This window comes from Tenacibaculum gallaicum, assembly GCF_003387615.1.
In the GTDB taxonomy this organism is placed as follows: domain Bacteria; phylum Bacteroidota; class Bacteroidia; order Flavobacteriales; family Flavobacteriaceae; genus Polaribacter; species Polaribacter gallaicus.
Window position 1 is genome coordinate 217,303 of sequence record NZ_QUNS01000005.1, and the last position, 16,762, is coordinate 234,064.

15 protein-coding genes are annotated in these 16,762 nt (G+C 33.5%); 11 read left to right on the top strand and 4 right to left on the bottom strand.

All coding sequences use genetic code 11. From position 1 onward, the window contains the following. The first annotated feature begins 191 nt into the window (after positions 1–191). Both C7448_RS11240 and C7448_RS11245 read left to right on the top strand, forming a co-directional pair. A complete protein-coding gene (locus C7448_RS11240; RefSeq protein WP_115901474.1) occupies positions 192–3,380 on the top strand; it encodes a LodA/GoxA family CTQ-dependent oxidase in 3,189 nt (1,062 codons plus the stop codon). 5 nt (positions 3,381–3,385) lie between these two features. Further along, positions 3,386–4,525 (top strand): NAD(P)/FAD-dependent oxidoreductase, encoded by a 1,140-nt coding sequence (locus tag C7448_RS11245; RefSeq protein ID WP_115901475.1) that lies wholly within the window; start codon positions 3,386–3,388, stop codon positions 4,523–4,525. Positions 4,526–4,815: 290 nt separating this feature from the next. Here C7448_RS11245 and C7448_RS11250 read toward each other — a convergent pair whose 3' ends face one another. Continuing rightward, positions 4,816–6,321: a hypothetical protein gene (locus C7448_RS11250; protein ID WP_115901476.1), complete on the bottom strand. Its 1,506-nt coding sequence runs from the start codon at positions 6,319–6,321 to the stop codon at positions 4,816–4,818. 216 nt (positions 6,322–6,537) lie between these two features. On the opposite strand from C7448_RS11250, the gene C7448_RS11255 reads away from it, so the two are divergent. Then, entirely contained in the window at positions 6,538–7,011 is a 474-nt protein-coding gene (locus tag C7448_RS11255) for a nucleoside deaminase (protein WP_115901477.1), read from the top strand. Positions 7,012–7,088: 77 nt separating this feature from the next. Here the strand turns inward: C7448_RS11255 and C7448_RS11260 are convergent, their stop codons facing one another. Continuing rightward, positions 7,089–7,298, bottom strand: a complete 210-nt coding sequence (locus C7448_RS11260) for an SHOCT domain-containing protein (protein ID WP_115901478.1) — start codon at positions 7,296–7,298, stop codon at positions 7,089–7,091. A gap of 139 nt (positions 7,299–7,437) precedes the next feature. On the opposite strand from C7448_RS11260, the gene C7448_RS11265 reads away from it, so the two are divergent. From C7448_RS11265 to C7448_RS11290, 6 genes are all read left to right on the top strand, one after another. Beyond that, entirely contained in the window at positions 7,438–8,433 is a 996-nt protein-coding gene (locus C7448_RS11265; protein WP_115901479.1) for a dienelactone hydrolase family protein, read from the top strand. Positions 8,434–8,539: 106 nt separating this feature from the next. Continuing rightward, a complete protein-coding gene (locus tag C7448_RS11270; RefSeq protein ID WP_115901480.1) occupies positions 8,540–9,190 on the top strand; it encodes a class I SAM-dependent methyltransferase in 651 nt (216 codons plus the stop codon). Positions 9,191–9,215: 25 nt separating this feature from the next. After that, positions 9,216–9,797 (top strand): Crp/Fnr family transcriptional regulator, encoded by a 582-nt coding sequence (locus C7448_RS11275; protein ID WP_115901481.1) that lies wholly within the window; start codon positions 9,216–9,218, stop codon positions 9,795–9,797. A 66-nt stretch (positions 9,798–9,863) separates the two neighbouring features. Further along, on the top strand, positions 9,864–10,487 hold the full coding sequence (locus C7448_RS11280) for an FMN-dependent NADH-azoreductase (RefSeq protein WP_115901482.1): 624 nt from the start codon (positions 9,864–9,866) through the stop codon (positions 10,485–10,487). A gap of 181 nt (positions 10,488–10,668) precedes the next feature. Beyond that, positions 10,669–11,616, top strand: coding sequence for an alpha/beta hydrolase (locus C7448_RS11285; protein WP_115901483.1), 948 nt, complete (start codon positions 10,669–10,671; stop codon positions 11,614–11,616). Beyond that, positions 11,613–11,963 (top strand): hypothetical protein, encoded by a 351-nt coding sequence (locus C7448_RS11290; protein WP_115901484.1) that lies wholly within the window; start codon positions 11,613–11,615, stop codon positions 11,961–11,963. The genes C7448_RS11285 and C7448_RS11290 overlap by 4 nt, the downstream gene beginning before the upstream one ends. A gap of 88 nt (positions 11,964–12,051) precedes the next feature. Here the strand turns inward: C7448_RS11290 and C7448_RS11295 are convergent, their stop codons facing one another. Then, on the bottom strand, positions 12,052–13,458 hold the full coding sequence (locus C7448_RS11295; RefSeq protein WP_115901485.1) for a glycosyl hydrolase family 18 protein: 1,407 nt from the start codon (positions 13,456–13,458) through the stop codon (positions 12,052–12,054). Between the two features lie 706 nt (positions 13,459–14,164). On the opposite strand from C7448_RS11295, the gene C7448_RS11300 reads away from it, so the two are divergent. Next, positions 14,165–14,899 (top strand): NAD-dependent epimerase/dehydratase family protein, encoded by a 735-nt coding sequence (locus C7448_RS11300; protein WP_115901486.1) that lies wholly within the window; start codon positions 14,165–14,167, stop codon positions 14,897–14,899. Positions 14,900–14,941: 42 nt separating this feature from the next. On the opposite strand, the gene C7448_RS11305 is transcribed toward C7448_RS11300, so the two are convergent. Beyond that, a complete protein-coding gene (locus tag C7448_RS11305) occupies positions 14,942–15,367 on the bottom strand; it encodes a DUF3995 domain-containing protein (protein WP_115901487.1) in 426 nt (141 codons plus the stop codon). A gap of 49 nt (positions 15,368–15,416) precedes the next feature. On the opposite strand from C7448_RS11305, the gene hutI reads away from it, so the two are divergent. Next, positions 15,417–16,649, top strand: a complete 1,233-nt coding sequence (gene hutI, locus C7448_RS11310; RefSeq protein ID WP_115901488.1) for an imidazolonepropionase — start codon at positions 15,417–15,419, stop codon at positions 16,647–16,649. Positions 16,650–16,762 lie beyond the last annotated feature (113 nt).

Genomic DNA, 16,762 nt, shown 5'->3' on the forward strand with positions numbered 1-16,762 from the left:
CCTTCATAGCTGTATTAAGCTATTAACTACTATTGTTTTTAACAATAGTGAATCATTATGAGGATTCTCTCAAATCAAAATACCAACAATTAATACCCAAAAACTAAACGCTTAAGAATTTCTTAAAACCAACTCTAACTTATATTCCTTATTTTTAAAGATATATAATGTCAAACTTAAACTAACCAAAAATGACAAACCCCTCACAAGACAAGTCTTCATCATGCTGGAACTGCGATGGAGACATTACCCAAGTTACACAACGTTTAAAAGAAATGTTTGTAGAAATGGGACAAAAAACCCGTATTGAAAACGGACAGCAGCCTGCCGAGAGAGCTGTATTTAGAAAACAACACGGTATCGCCTACGGTCGTTTTGTAGTAAACAAAGACATCGAAGAAAAATTCAAAATCGGAATTTTTGCTGGTGATACTTACGAATGTGCTGTTCGTTTTTCAAGTGATACGGGACCAACTTCTCCCGATTTACACTCTACTTTAGGTGTAGGTTTAAAACTCTTCGGTGTAGAAGGCCCTAAACTATTGGGAGATGGTACAAATGCTGATTTTATATTTCAAAACATCGATCGCTTTTTTGCACGTGATGCACAACAGATGTGTAGTTTTACCACTGCTGGTGTTATTGATCGTGATTACGACTCGTACATAGCAAAACATCCCGAATTAGCGAGTATTTTAAAAGCAATGACCAAAGAAGAAGCTAGTGTATTAAGTGCTAGCTACTGGGCAATTCTTCCCTTTAAATTAGGCGACTCTCAAATTGTAAAATATCGTTTAGTTCCTGAAGACACTTATAAAGGAACTCCTTTTAACGATAACAATTACTTAGGTATCGACTTACAACAGCGTTTGTTAACCAAAGAAGCGACCTTCCGTTTCGAAATACAATTGCGTACCAACGATGCTACCATGCCGTTAGATGATGCACAGGTAGTTTGGAGCACAGAAGAAAGTCCATATATATGTATAGCTAAATTACATTTACCTCAACAAGATGTGGCTGGTATTGGGCAAGCAGAGTTTGGAAGCAACTTAGCCTTTAATATTTGGAGAACCTTACCTCAACACGAACCATTAGGATCTATTGCACAAGCAAGAAAAGTAGTATATGCTGCTAGTGCCGAAGCACGTCATCAAGCAAACGGGCAGCAATTACAAGAACCCAAAGAAATCAATCCACAGTTTGAAGGTAACACCGATGAAAATAGTGACTGTATCGTAAAAGCAGGTATCTACCCTCCTATTGGCGTGATGCGTGTAGGAAACAGTGAAAACGAATACTTTATTGGCCCACTGGTTGACAACCCTGAATCTCAAACCGACCCGTATGCATATAGAGATAAAACAGGTGCCTTAAAAAGACAAGCAGCACAGTTTAGAGTTTACGGATTCAATGCTGCAGGAAAAGCGGTGAAAGAATTAACCTCTGAAAATGCAAAAATTACGTGGCATAGCCATTTAGCCAATCAAAAATCGTCTTGGTATCAGTTCAATATTGCCTTAGATATTCCTGAAGCTGCTGACGTGCCTCCTTCTATGTTACGAAATATTGATGTAAAAGATCGTAATTCATTATTAATTGACGGAGGTGCAAAATCTATTACCGGCACCAATGTTAAAGAAGGACCTTTCTTTGAAGGTGAATTTCTTTCAAAAAAAGTGTACTTAGGTGAAATGCGTACCGATGAAAAAGGACGTTTAGTGATGTTAGGCGGACATGGGAAATCGGAAAACATCAACGGTGATATTGCCATTACGTTTGCAAATAACGAAGGTTGGTACGATGATATTTCGGACGGTCCTGTTACTGCGGAAGTTGAATACGAAGGAACAAAATTAAAAGTAGATCCAGCCTGGGTTATTTGTGCTCCACCAGATTATGCACCGATGCAAAAATCGGTACGTACTATGTGGGATTTAATGCGTGATGTAGCCGTAAAGTCTAAAATGTTAGTACGTCCTACTAGACCATCGTTTACCAAAGATATATTACCAATCTTCCAACGTATGACTGACTTACAATGGGTGAATGCAGGTTTTGCAGGAGCTTTTGGTTTTGGAGGTCAGTTCAACTACACCACTAATGAGTGGATAAAACGATTAGGTAATCCGTCGCCTGCTTATATGGAAATGCGAAGAACGATTTCTAACAACTTCCGTCGTTTTGATGTGTCAGGAGCAGAAGCACCTCAACTATGGCCTTGGCTATATGGTGATGCAATCAGCATTCCTTCTACGGGTTCTGTTCGACAACATGCTACCTTATCAGACTTACAATTAGAGTTTTTAGACCAATGGGTACAAGGTGATTTTGATGCTGATTATGTAGATATGACTAGATGTCCGCACACACCTAAGCCTCCAACGATAGACGAGCTTCCTGTTGCTGAACAACCGGATATGTTAACCAAAGCAGCTATGGAGTTTTGTTTGGCTGATGCTTTTCACCCTGGCTGTGAAATGACCTGGCCTATGCGTTCTTCTGGTATGTACATGGCTCCTTTTAGAATTAAACATGCACCTAAAACACCGCCTGTAAACACTGCCTATTACGGTCCTATGATGAATAATGATATCTTACCATTGGCAAAAGGTCCTATTTTAGGTGGACAAGTAGCTGGGAGTATTACGCGTTGGATGGCAATTCCTTGGCAAACAGATACAGCAAGTTGTAGAGATGGATATACAAGTGAGTATGATCCGTATTTACCAACATTTTGGCCTGCTAGAGTGCCGAATAACATCTTAAGTGAAGAACGTTATAAAGAAACAATGGATTCTAATTTATCAGAAGAAACCCGTATTCAGGCCTTTAATTTCCGTTCCGATTGGCTAGATAATCTTCCGTTAGACGGTGAAGCACCTACCTATACAAATCAAATTAATAGCATGATTAAGTATTTTGATCAGTTAGCCGTGGTACAAAAGCGTCCAGGGGTTGCACACGATCCTAATTTCCCTAAAGAAATGCAAGTGGGTATTACTCCTACTCCAGAACAAGAAGCAGCACTATTAAAAACTACCATACAAGACTTACAAGGTGTTTTAACTGCTAAACATACATTAAAGAAAGGAGTTCAAAATACAATAGATGCAGCCGTAGACAAACTATCACACGATAATTTATTAAACGAGCAATTTATATTGGAAGATGCTCAACGTAGTTTATTAACGTTGACTGAAGATGAACTAGCAAAAGACTTTAAAGCAACACCAAATGTTATTAAAACCATACATTTAATTGCTTCTAAGTTACACCACATGAAACAGTCTGATTCACACCAAGAAACTACTCCTAAAAGAGTTGAAGTTGGTATTCCTGAGAAAATGACACGTTTTTCAAGGTATACTCCTAAATAATATAAATGTTGAAAGAATATAATAGTACTACTGACATACTAATTATAGGTGGTGGCATTGCAGGTTGCATTGCCGCCATTTCTTTGGTTAATCATTATAATGTTACTCTACTGGATAAACTGGTTGAACCTGTTGATAGAATTGGAGAATCATTAGCTCCTTCTGCACAACGGATTTTAAAAGAGCTGAATCTATTAGAAAACGAATCGGATTCTATAAAACAAACCATATTCCGTAATAATTTAGGAATGCAATCTTACTGGAGAAGTAATCAACTTCAAGTTGTTGATCATTTGAGAAACCCCGATGGCTTCTCTAGAAGTTTAGATAGGAAGAACTTTGAAGTTTACTTAAGAAAGAGTGCTGCTGAAAGAGGGGTTAATTGTATTTGGGGAACACGACTTTCTACTAGCTCTTATGAAAATAACTACTGGAAAGTAACTACAAAGTCTGATGATTTAAAAAAAAGAATCACACATACTATTCAGACAAAATTCGTAATTGACGCCACTGGTAGACAATCGCATTTCACCAAAAGCTTAGGTATTCAACGTACATCGTATGATAAGTTAATATCTTGTTGGATGAGCTTACCAAATACGTTAGAAAATACCATGAGTACGATTGTAGCTGATGAATTAGGTTGGTGGTATAGTGCTATAGTTCCCGATAATAAAAGGGTCATCTCTTTTCAAACAGATGCTGATTTAGTGGATAGAAATACGTTTAAACATCTAGATGCTTTTTTAGCTTTTACCAAACAGAATAAACTCAATGCTCCTTTAATTAAAGGTAACGAAGCAAGTATTAACTTCCATGGTACGGTAAGTGCCAATTCTACTCGTTTAGAACAGGTAGCTGGTAAACAATGGATTGCTTTGGGCGATGCTGCTATGAGTTTTGATCCACTTTCTTCTCAGGGAATGTTTAACGCTATGGCGAATGCTATGCAGCTTCAAAAGTTACTTATAAATATTAACTTTATTAAGGATTTACATCCTGATAAGATGGAACAATTCAATATATTATATAGTCAACAAATACAACAAGTTTGGAATCATTACCTAAAGCATAAAAACTTTTTTTATAGTACTGAAACTCGATGGAAAGAAGCTCCTTTTTGGAAAAGACGTAGTATTAATTGATAATTTTAGGTACTTATATTTATGAGATTTAACTATGTTGAACCTCATTCATGATAGTTAGAAAAATATTTTAAAGCTCCTAACATACAACTATAAAATTTCTCTGTCCTCGCCTTCTTTGAAATGACGGTTTACGATTGTAAATTTGTTACTCCTTTTAAAAAGATTCCTCTCTATCGTTCGGAATGACTGTGATTTTGAGTAAAACATGCCAACAACTAACAAAAATAAAACCTCCCCAGTAACTAAATAGACTGGAGAGGCTTTTTGTAAAGTCAATCTTAAAAACTTTACTTTAAGCTGTTTTTCATAAAGTCTTCTACTTCTTGCTTTGCTTTTAAAGCTTCTACTTGATTAAATGTTTTTCCTTCTCCTCTTAATAAGTATGCGTTAAATATGTGACTTATATACAATGGCGATTTCTTATTTGTTGAAAAGTTTACAGCGTTATGACAACTAAAACAGTTTGCTAGGTTTGATGCATTAATGTCTTTTAAGCTACTTTTAAAAGTTTGTGTATATGTTTCCATGGTAACATTAGCACAGTTTACCGATCCTCTTGCTACCGAAGTACTGTCTGGTGTTGCATTTCCTATGTTTCCTCCTAAACTATTTATTGTAGCAGTTTGCTCTTCTAGAGTCAATCCATCTGTATCAATCCAAAGAGAACCGTTGTAGAAATAGTTTTTCCATACATCAGTTAAATTTTCTTTTACACAAAGATTAAGGTTCTCTATGTTATTAAAGTTTATAGGTTCTGACTGACTTGTGTTCATAAAGTTCCCTACACTATCTCTTGGAACTCCATACTTAAATAAATCGTATGCCTTATATGGTAATTTAGCACTACCATTACTCCATACAATACCGTCAATTCCCGTAGTAGTTCCTTCAGCAAATAATAATTTATTGGTAGCTGAAGTCGCTTTGTTTTCTTTCCAGTTATAGTTTGGTGCTAAATCGTCATGTTCAAACGTAGCCCAAATAAATTCTGGGTGATTCTCTACAATTCCTACAACATGCATTCCTAGCAGTGCTACCTTTGTGTTAGTATATGTTGTTCCGTCTGTACTCAACGCCGCTACCGTTGTATAGTAGTTATCAATTTCTTCTTCAGCAATAGCCGTAACAGGTGTCCATGATACTTTTAACTCTAAAGAACCTACAGGAAAAGATGCTTGATTATCTTGACTCAAAGTTCCGTTAACTATAGAATCTCTATACTTTCTTGATGCCTCTCTCATTGTAGAACTTATGTGAATTGAATAAAATACCGTTTCTGATACTCCTTCTTTGTTATACTCAGGATTTGTTTTTAATATTCCTCCTGAACCTGCTTGGGCTGTGTCTTCTAATACTACAGCAGCTCCTTGTTTGGGAACTACATCTTGCATATGCGATGTTACTTGGTGCATTTTCTTAGGGTTTAAAAATAACGGTAACATTTCTCCCACATACAGAGGAACTTCTTTTCCTTCTTGTTTTACTACTAATTTTTCTATTTGATATTCTGGTTTGGTAAGCCATAAAAACTTTTGCCAAGACCATTGGTGAAAAATTGCATTGGTTGTGCTCGATACATCAAACGGACTTCCTTTTCCTTCAGCAGGGGCTGGGGTTTGTGTGTGAGGAAACCAATCACTTTCACATAAACTTTTGGTTGCTGTTTTGTTGTAAGCTACTTTTGCTACTTGCTCTACAGCATCATTTTCTTTTTTCTCCTTTTTACAAGAATAAAAAAACACAACACCCATTACTAGCATTGTATTTAAAATAAGTTTGGTTGTTAATTTCATGATTGATTAGTTTTTGATAATAGTTACAAATTAGAGAATATTTTACTAGCCTATTAAAAAAGATGTCATAACCCCATAAATTACAGTTATAAAAAGCTGTTTTTTGATACCAAGTGTAAGTAATCTTTATATTTCTACTTTAAAAAATATTTTATTTAGTAACTTGAACCAAAGAAAAGACTTAGTTTTGTAACCTTTTTTTATAAAAATTAAACAATGAATACACACGAAGAATATATGAGTGAAGCTGTAAAAGCAGCTTTAAAAGGAATGCAAAACAATGAAGGAGGACCTTTTGGGTGCATTGTAGTAAAGGATGGAGAAATTATTGGACGAGGAAACAACAAAGTTACCTCTACTAACGACCCAACAGCTCACGCAGAAGTAACTGCTATTCGTGATGCTTGTAAAAATATAGGTTCTTTTCAGTTAGACGGTTGTGTGGTGTATACCTCTTGCGAACCATGCCCTATGTGTTTAGGTGCTATTTATTGGGCGCGTCCTGATAAAGTTTTTTACGGTAGCAACCAGCAAGATGCCGCCGATATCGGTTTTGATGATGAATTTATTTATAAAGAAATTCCACTACCTTACGAAAAAAGAAGTATTCCGTTTGAACAAATAGGACGCGATATTGCTCTAGAACCTTTTCAGAAATGGTCTAAGAAAGAAGATAAAGTTGAGTATTAGAGCAAATAACCTCAGGATAAACCTGTGGAGTAATATACCCTTTGTAATTTTTACAAAGGGTTTCTTGTTTATTACACTTAAGAGTCTAATACTTTTTTAGCCTCTTCATATTCTTCTTTGGTTATTTCACCTTTTGCAAAACATCTTTTAAGGACTTCTAACGGAGATTCTTTTTTTGTTACTTGGAATAAAGAACTGTAAAAAAAGAAAAAGAATACTCCTATTACTATACAAACAATCCACCATACAAAATGCATTCCCCAAAAATGTCCGTCGTGATAATGCATAACTATTTAGTTTTTATATTAAAGTAATACTAAGCTACGAAATTATATAGTTGAATATTAGTTAAATACATTTTTAAATGTAAGTTTTGCAACATGTCTTTTTCTTTTCAGTCTTTAATATAAAATTAAAAAGATTTATATGAAACTACTTACACTATTATTATCATTATGTATTTGTTCAACATCCTTTAGCCAAAGAACAAAAGACTTAAAGACTTTTAAACACTATTCCGTAGTAACAAATAAAGACACCATTAACTATCATACATATGCTAAAAAAGATATTGAATCTACCAATGTTCTTCTCTTATACATTCAAGGATCGAAAGCAATGTCTCTATATCAAACAATGAAAGAAAATGGAAAAACGTATGTTGGAACAACATTGCCCCTTGATTTTAACCTTTTGCCTGATAATTATCTATTTGTTGTAATATCTAAAAAAGGGTTTCCTTTCTTAACAAAAATGGATGAGGAATTTCCTGTTCCTAAATCTTATTATGAAAACCAAACATTAGCGTATCGAACTCATCAAGCTAACCAAGTAATTAACAGCATTACTAAAAAGTATCCAAATCAACTCAAAAAAGTTATTGCTCTCGGACACTCTGAAGGAAGCGATGTTGTTGCTAAATTAGGAACTATAAATAACGGTATAACTCATTTTGGGTATTTGTCTGGTGGAGGAAACACACAGTTTATTGACTTTATTACATTTACTAGAAATAAATTAGCAAAAGGTTTAATTAGTGAAAAAGAAGCACAAAGAGAGATTAGTTCAATATTAGAAGATTTTAAAAAAATAATGGCAAACCCTAATGCTACCGATAAATATTGGGCTGGTAAAAACAATAGTTATAAAAGGTGGAGTTCTTTTTCTGAACCCCCAATTGATAATTTATTAAAAATTTCAAAGCCTTTATTTGTAGCTATTGGAACAAAAGATCAGGCTGTAGCTCCAGAATCCGCTTACCTTATTCCAATAGAGTTTATTAGGAAACAGAAAAATAATTTAACATTCAAATCCTACCCTGGTTTAGACCATGGTTTTGGAAAAGAATTAGAGAATGGAAAGTATGAAAAACACTGGAACACTGTTTTTAAAGATTTTTTGAACTGGGTAAAAAAGATATAATAAGTATTATACCCCTATTTTATATACTTCCACTTTTTTGGTATACAGTTTATTTTTCAATAATTTAGTTTTTTAATATCTCACTATTAATTTCAACCAAAAAGCTATGCAATTAACACAAAAGGAAATTAAGGAATTAGAAGAACAATTAAGTTGTCCTGATGGAAAATTAGGTGTTGAAGTTGGAAAAAACATGAACGAGACTAATATTAACATGACTTTAAGTACTATTGATTCTTTAGAGTTGAAAGACAAAAATTCTGTACTAGAACTCGGTCATGGTAATTGCGGACATTTACAAAAATTATTAGCCGAAGCTGACAATATAGGTTATTTTGGGTTAGAAATTTCTAAAACAATGCACGAGGAAGCTAAAACTATTAATACAACTACGCAAGCTGAATTTCTTCTTTACGACGGAGAAACAATTCCGTTTAAAAACAATTCTTTTAACCGTGTTATGAGTGTAAATACGATATATTTTTGGTCGAATCCTCAAAAACTGATAACCGAAATTGAACGCGTTTTAAAACCTAATGGTATTTGTATTTTAACCTATGCCAATAAAGAATTTATGAAAAACTTACCTTTTGTGGGTGATAAATTTCAGCTGTTTGGAAAAGAAGAGATAAAGACACTTGTAAGCGCTTCTAACTTAAAAATTGACGCGCTTATCCATAAAACTGAACAAGTTACAAGTAAAACAGGTGAATCTGTTGAGCGAACCTATACCCTAGCCAAATTAAAAAAAGAGTAATATGTTTTCTTTAACGGTAAATTAAATGAAAGAACTATTAATCACATCTATTTCAAAATACATCAAGTTAACTTCAGAAGAAGAGAGTATCATTAAAAGCTTTTGGACTAAAAAGACTCTTGAAAAAGGAGACTATCTCTTAAGAAATAGTGATGTATGTAGAACTGATAATTTTGTAATTAATGGAACCCTTAAAGCCTTTTATATAAATGCTGCTACAGGAACTGAAGAGGTATTATATTTTGCCATAGAAAACTGGTGGGCAACTGATATTGATAGCTTTCAAAAACAACAACCTTCTATTTACAATATTCAAGCAATAGAAAAAACTGAATTGTTACAAATACGTTATGATTCTTTTCAGGAAATGCTAAAGCAAGTACCTAAATTAGAACGCTTTTTTAGAATTATCCTCGAAAATTATCTTGGTAGCATACAAAGAAGAATTATTCACAACAATGTGTATGATGCTGAACAACGGTATCTTGATTTTATAAAAGACTATCCAAAAATAGCAGAGAAAGTTCCTCAATACTTAATTGCTTCGTACTTAGGTGTAACTCCTGAGTTTTTAAGTAGAGTTCGTAAAAAACACAAGCCATCTTAAACTAGGTCAATATTTTTTACTTTTTCTACAACGAACTTTGCCATATCATGTAAACTATATTAAGATATGAACAAAGTACTTATTATCAATGCAAGTGTAAGAAACCAAAAATCACACAGCAGAAAACTAACACAGCTTTTTGTAGATAATTGGCAACAAAAGCATCCTAACGATACGTTTTCGTACCGAGAAGTTGGATTAAAAGAAATTCCTCACATCAACGAAAAATGGATTGCTAGTGCGTTTATGAAACCTGAAGAAAGAACAGCAGAAAATCAATCAGGAGTTGCTTTGAGCAATGACCTAATTAAAGAATTTAAAGAACACAATGTGTATGTTATTGGTACGCCTATGTACAATTGGTCTATTCCTAGCGGATTAAAAACTTACATCGATCAACTTATGAGAATTAATGAAACATGGAAATTCCGCTCAGGAACACCCGATGGTGATTATGTAGGGCTTTTGAAAAACAAAAAAATGTTTATTCTATCTAGTCGAGGAGATACTGGCTATGGTGAAAATGAAAAAAACGAACATATGAATTTCCAAACAACCTATTTAAAATTTGTTTTTGGAATTATGGGTATTAAAGATGTTTCCATTATTTCTTTAGATAATGAAGAGTTTGGAGGAGCTATTTTTGAAAACTCTAAAAAGAAGATATATCAAGAAATTGGGGAAATTTAAAATACATCCTCTACAAACCAACGCTGTTAATACTTATGTTAACAGCGTTTTTTAATGCTCTCTTTATATAGCACAGCACCTAACAAACATTTTTCTACACACGCACCTATTTTTATCTTTCTTTTTTATATTTGGACGAACTAAAAAATTAGCTACAATTCTAATAAAACAAATTAATTTAATGAATTTACTAAAATCCATTCTTTTTATCTTCCTATTTATATTGTACTCATGCTCAAGTAAAGAAAACAAAAATGCTGAAGGTGATTTAAAAATTCATATTGATGAAAAGGTAGAAAACACTCTTTCAGCTACTAAAAAAAGAAAATTTGTTATTCCAAACTCGGAAGTATTATCCTTAAAGTCAAAGTACACAAAAAAAGAGTACGACATATATATAAAGTTGCCAAGAGGTTACTCTAAGTCAAAGAAGCAATATCCAATTCTAGTACTTACCGATGCTGGATATGCTTTCCCTCTTGTATCTAGCATATATACAAGACTAAAATTTTCAAACAAAATAGATGAAATAATTATTGTTGGAATCTCATACGCAAAAGGAGAGCATTTTGGCATATCAAGAACTCGTGATTATACTCCTACATATTCCCCTAATGAACCAAATGGGTACTCTAAAGAAGCTAGGTTAAAATCTGGACAAGCAAATAACTTCATCCTGTTCATGAAAAATGAACTTATACCTTATTTAGGTAGTAATTACAAAATTGATTTAAACCAAAAAGCTTTTGCTGGACATTCATTTGGAGGATTATTAACTAACTACATGGTAATTAGCAACCCAGATACATTCGATTACTATATGTCAGGTAGCCCGTCACTTTGGTATCATAATAAGTCAATTTTTGAAATTGAAAAAGAATATTCTGAAAACAACTCTGATTTAAATGCCAACTTATTCATGGGAATTGGAGCTTTGGAAAACGTCCCTAATGGGTTTCAAATGGTATCGGATATGAATACTCTAGAAGAAAGGTTAAAATCTAGAACATATAAAAACCTGAGTATAAATAGTATTGTTTTTCCTAATGAAGACCATGAAACTGTTTATCCAACATTTATAACTCAAGGGTTATTATGGGCATTTGGAAAAGAAAAAGGTATAAAATGAGAGTAACAAACACATTCCTAATTGCATTAATCTCTTTAAGTTTATTTAGTTGTAACTCAAAAAAGCAATTAGAAAACAAGTGGGATAAACTTATTAAAGCTGATAGTGAACAGGTTGAAATTAAAAGAATTGAAGAATTAAGTGATTTTATTTCAGAAATAAATGGACATTTTAAAATGAATGGAATTACTCAAAGTAAAGACGCTTTAAACCTATTAACACAAACAAAGGATTCTATAAAAATAAACCATATAAACCTTTTAATTTATTGGAAAGAAAACAGTTTCCATGCAAAAAACTGGAAACCAATAAACCAAAACAATATTTATTTACTTTTTAGAGAATAAACTGTATTAATAAAGACTATGTGTCGTTTTAATGACACATAGCCTATATTATTTATTCTATGCTAAAAGTATTTTATACTACTAAAACTTAAATAGAAAGCGTCTTTTCGTTTATTTTCTGAGCCACAAAAGGCTTAGCAAAAACAGCATTTAAGCTGGCAATAACTTCAGTATAACTACCATTTGCCAACGGAACTGTTATGGTAGATCCTTTAAACGCTACTAAACTTTGTCCTGCCTCAGCAGACTGTTTAAAAGGCGTTTGCATAGCTGAACCACTCATAGTTCCAAAAGGACCATAAGAAGCCCCGCTTTTACCTATTAAAGTTATTTGTAATACACATTGCCAACCATACCACACGCCTGTATAACCAGAAACAGACACAATTGGGTCGTTTAACGGTATATCTATCGTTTTAGCTACTCCACTATTTCCACCATGCTGTGGTAATGTAAACACTCCAACACTTCTATTCTGAGTCCCAGTATTATAAGGTCCAGTCCCGGTATTTACAGTCTGGATAGCATCTAGTACATTACCCGAACGAATCGTCATTTGTGTTATATTTGGATTCCCCGCAGCGCCAACTATCGCAGTATCGTCAAATGTATTACTTGTTAATGGGTTAGCTAATTGATTAAGAATCATAAATTGGGCTTGCTCAAACTGGAAGTTCCCAGAGTTGAAGCGCCACATAAAAATATCCTGATAATCATAAGAAGCACCTCTATTAGTAAACCCTTCAGAAACTAGATTCCAAACTTGTTGAGCACTAGTGTTCGGTGCTGCATTTCCTGGTTCAAATTGCGCTCCGTAGCCAATTTTTTCTGGTGATATTCCTGAATTTATAAAGCTAGATAACGGTGTACCATCGTAAAACTGAGGTGATACAAAATCAAATGCGCTATTTACAGTTGGATAATCAATCGAATTCGTTGGCCATGCAGGAGTAAACGACAAATAATATTTTACTTTCTGCTTATCAAACACAGAGCGAATTGTAGAAAATAAGACTTTAAATTGAGATTGGGTCATACGTGTAGACACATCACCTTCCCAATCAACGTCCAATCCGTTCATACCAGTCTCTTTTAAGTAAGCTACCAAATTAGTTGCAAAATTAGTTGCTTCTTCTTGTTCGTTTCCACCAGATGAAAAAATTGAAGCTAGTGTGTTATCTCCCGAATATACCATGGTTGTTAAAAACTTAATATTCGGATTCACTTGGCGGGCATCCTTCAATACAGAATTCAAATAATCTTGATTTGTAAGTCCACCTGGATGTGATGAGTCACCTATTTTAATGGTAGTGCCTTTAGTAGCAGGAACTACCTCAAAAAAAGCTATCCCAAGAGATGTTACACTATCATACACATTGTATTTAATAAGCGATTGAAAACAGCTATCAGGACTATTGTAGTTCGTCTTTAGTGGTTCATCTTCATTTAAAAAGATCCAAGCATTAATACCGTAGGGGAATTGAGAATTTTTCATAATATATTGTATTTAATGTTTACTAAGTTATTTTCGACAGCAGATTAAAAACCTAATCAAATACATTATATATCTAACAAACCTTTAGGCTTTACCTGAGTACGAATGCAGTTTTTTAAAGTCCCCTACTGCACTTATTGTTTTATTTCATATCATTTGCTATTATAAAGTTGAGAAATTAATAAACATCGCTTAAAAAAAAGGCAGTAAACGATTGATAATCAATCACGAACACACGTTTTACATGTATAAAAGAAAAAACACATAACTAACTGATGTACAATATTTTTAAAAGAGCACAACATACTCTATTAACAAACATTTTTCTACACACGCACCTATTTTTATCTTTTTACTTGTTTGAAGTTACTCCTCTTAGGTAAGAAATACCACTTCTATTACCGTTGGATTGTCGACCTGATAAAAGATATATTCTTTCTTGTGTTTATTTTTTATATTTGGAAGAGTAAAAATTGCTAACTGTCCGCATATACAATCATATGAACAATATATACGAGTTACCTACAAGCTAAAAATTGAATATTATATAAATTAATGAAAGAGCAAGTAGAAACTCTTCAGATTAAAAAAATATAACGGTATAATTGTAAAGTTAGCTAAGTTCTAAACGAAAAGTAAGTGCTTTTTTTGTCCCTTACTTTTCTTATACTAACCATTGTAACCAATTTAAAGAAACATATAGAGTTTGATAAAAAAAATACTAATAACTGGAGGATTTGGAAAAATAGCAAAGCATTTTGTCCAAAACTTTGAACATAAATATAAAATAACCGTTGCAGATATTGTTACAAGTAACGGAATTTTTACCGACAAGGTTCAAATTGAAAAAGCGGATTTGATGGACTTTTCTGTTTGCTTAAAGCTATGTAAAGAAGTTGATATTGTAATCCATTTAGCTGGAATAGTTGATCCAATTTCTGAGTCAGATGAAATTTTGGAGACGAATATAAAAATAACTCAAAATATATTTAAAGCAGCCGTAAAAGCAAAATGTAAAAAACTGATTTTCGCAAGCAGTGCTCAAACTATTGAAAGTTACCCAACTGATATTCAAGTAAACAAAAATATGCTCGTAAAACCCAAAAACATTTATGGAGTTTCAAAATGCTTTGGAGAAGCTTTAGCCGCTTATCACGCGTATAATAATGGAATTTCTGCAATTTGTTTGCGAATTGGAGCCTACGAATTTCCAAAAGACTTTACAGAAATGAACGCAAGAGATTTAAGTGCTTTTTTACACCCTGATGACTTTAATCAGTTATTAATTGGATGCATTGAAACAGAAAACATACAATATGAAGTTTTGAATGCTATTTCAGATAACAGATATAAACGATTAGATATAACGGAATCAAAAGAAAAAGTCGGATACCAACCAAAAGCTGATGCTTTTGAATTGTTTAAATTGATAAAGGAATAAAAACTACAATACCATATAAAAATAATTACAGTACAAAACTAGTTACGAAAACACCATCAACAACCCAACCACACCTAAAAATAAACACAATGGAGAAAAATACTTGGTATCATTTATGGCAAATTCAGTTGCTTTAACTTTCTTAGAAAAGCCTACATATTTAAAATCACCTATAGCTCTAATGAGAAAAATACTGGCTACAACATAAAGCCCATAGTTTTGTAGCCATGTAGGCATTAAAGGTAACGTAAATAGCTGTGCTTTTTCTGCATATACTACTGCAAAAACGCTAATAACCATAGCCACAACAAAAGTTAGTGCTTTAGGTGGGTTCATCGCTTTTTCATTTGCTGTTTTAGTAGGTATCACAGCATCTACCCATAAAGTTCCACCAAAAGCCCAATAAACATGAATTAACGAAATAGAAAAGAGTATTAAAACGCAAATCACTCCTAAAAAATGTATCATAAATTGTAGTTTTTACCGTAAGTTTGTCTAACAAATTTAAGCATTCAACATGACAACTTTATTCATAAACATCAAAGAATTAATACAAATTAGAGAAACAAGTACTAAAAAAGTATCAGGAGCTTCGATGAACATTTTACCGACCATAAAAAACGCTTTTTTATTGGTTGAAAATGGTATTATTACCGATTATGGTAGTATGAAAAAAGCCCCTACTTCTGCTGATAAAACGGTGGATTGTACTGGTAAAATGATGTTGCCTACTTGGTGCGATTCGCATACACACATTGTATATGCAGGTAATCGTGAGCAGGAGTTTGTGGATAGAATTAATGGTTTGAGTTATGAAGAAATTGCCAATCGTGGTGGTGGTATTGTAAATTCGGCAAAGAAGTTACAAGAAACTTCAGAAGAAGAGTTGTACCAACAATCGGCTAAACGATTAGAAGAAGTGATTGCTTTAGGTACTGGAGCAGTTGAAATAAAATCAGGTTATGGTTTAACTGTAGATGCTGAGTTAAAAATGTTACGTGTTATTAAAAAGTTACGTGAAAACTACAACATCCCTGTGAAAGCTACTTTTTTAGGGGCACACGCCTTCCCTACTGAATACAAAAACAACAAAGAAGGATACATCAATGTAATTATTGATGAGATGTTACCTAAAGTTGCTGAAGAAAACTTGGCGGATTTTGTAGATGCTTTCTGTGAAACTGGATATTTCTCGGTAGAAGATACCGACAGAATTTTAGCCGCTGCACAACAATACGGGTTAACACCAAAAGTACACGTAAATCAGTTTACAACTATTGGTGGTGTACAAGTAAGTATAAAACACAATGCGTTGTCGGTAGATCACTTAGAAGTAATGAATACAGAAGATATTGAAGCACTAAAAGGAACGCAAACCATGCCTGTTGCTTTGCCTTCGTGTTCGTACTTTTTAAGTATTCCGTACACCCCTGCTCGTGATATTATGAATGCTGGATTGCCTTTAGCCTTAGCTACCGATTACAACCCAGGGTCTACACCATCAGGAAACATGAATTTTGTAGTAGCAACGGCTTGTATTAAAATGAAAATGACCCCAGAAGAGGCAATTAATGCAGCAACCATTAACGGAGCGTATGCGATGAATTTATCAAACGAGGTTGGAAGTATTACCAAGGGAAAAAAAGCGAATTTAATCCTTACCAAAGAGATTCCTTCGTATGGGTTTTTACCGTATTCCTTCGGAAGTAACTTAATCGATTCAGTATTTATCAACGGAAAAGAGGTTTAAATTGCACACTGTCATTCCTGTAAAGGTTAACTAATTCGTTGACAAAATCTTATATTTTGTTATGCGTATAAATACAGATGATTTAACTCTAGTTCGAAGCTATTTACAGAAAT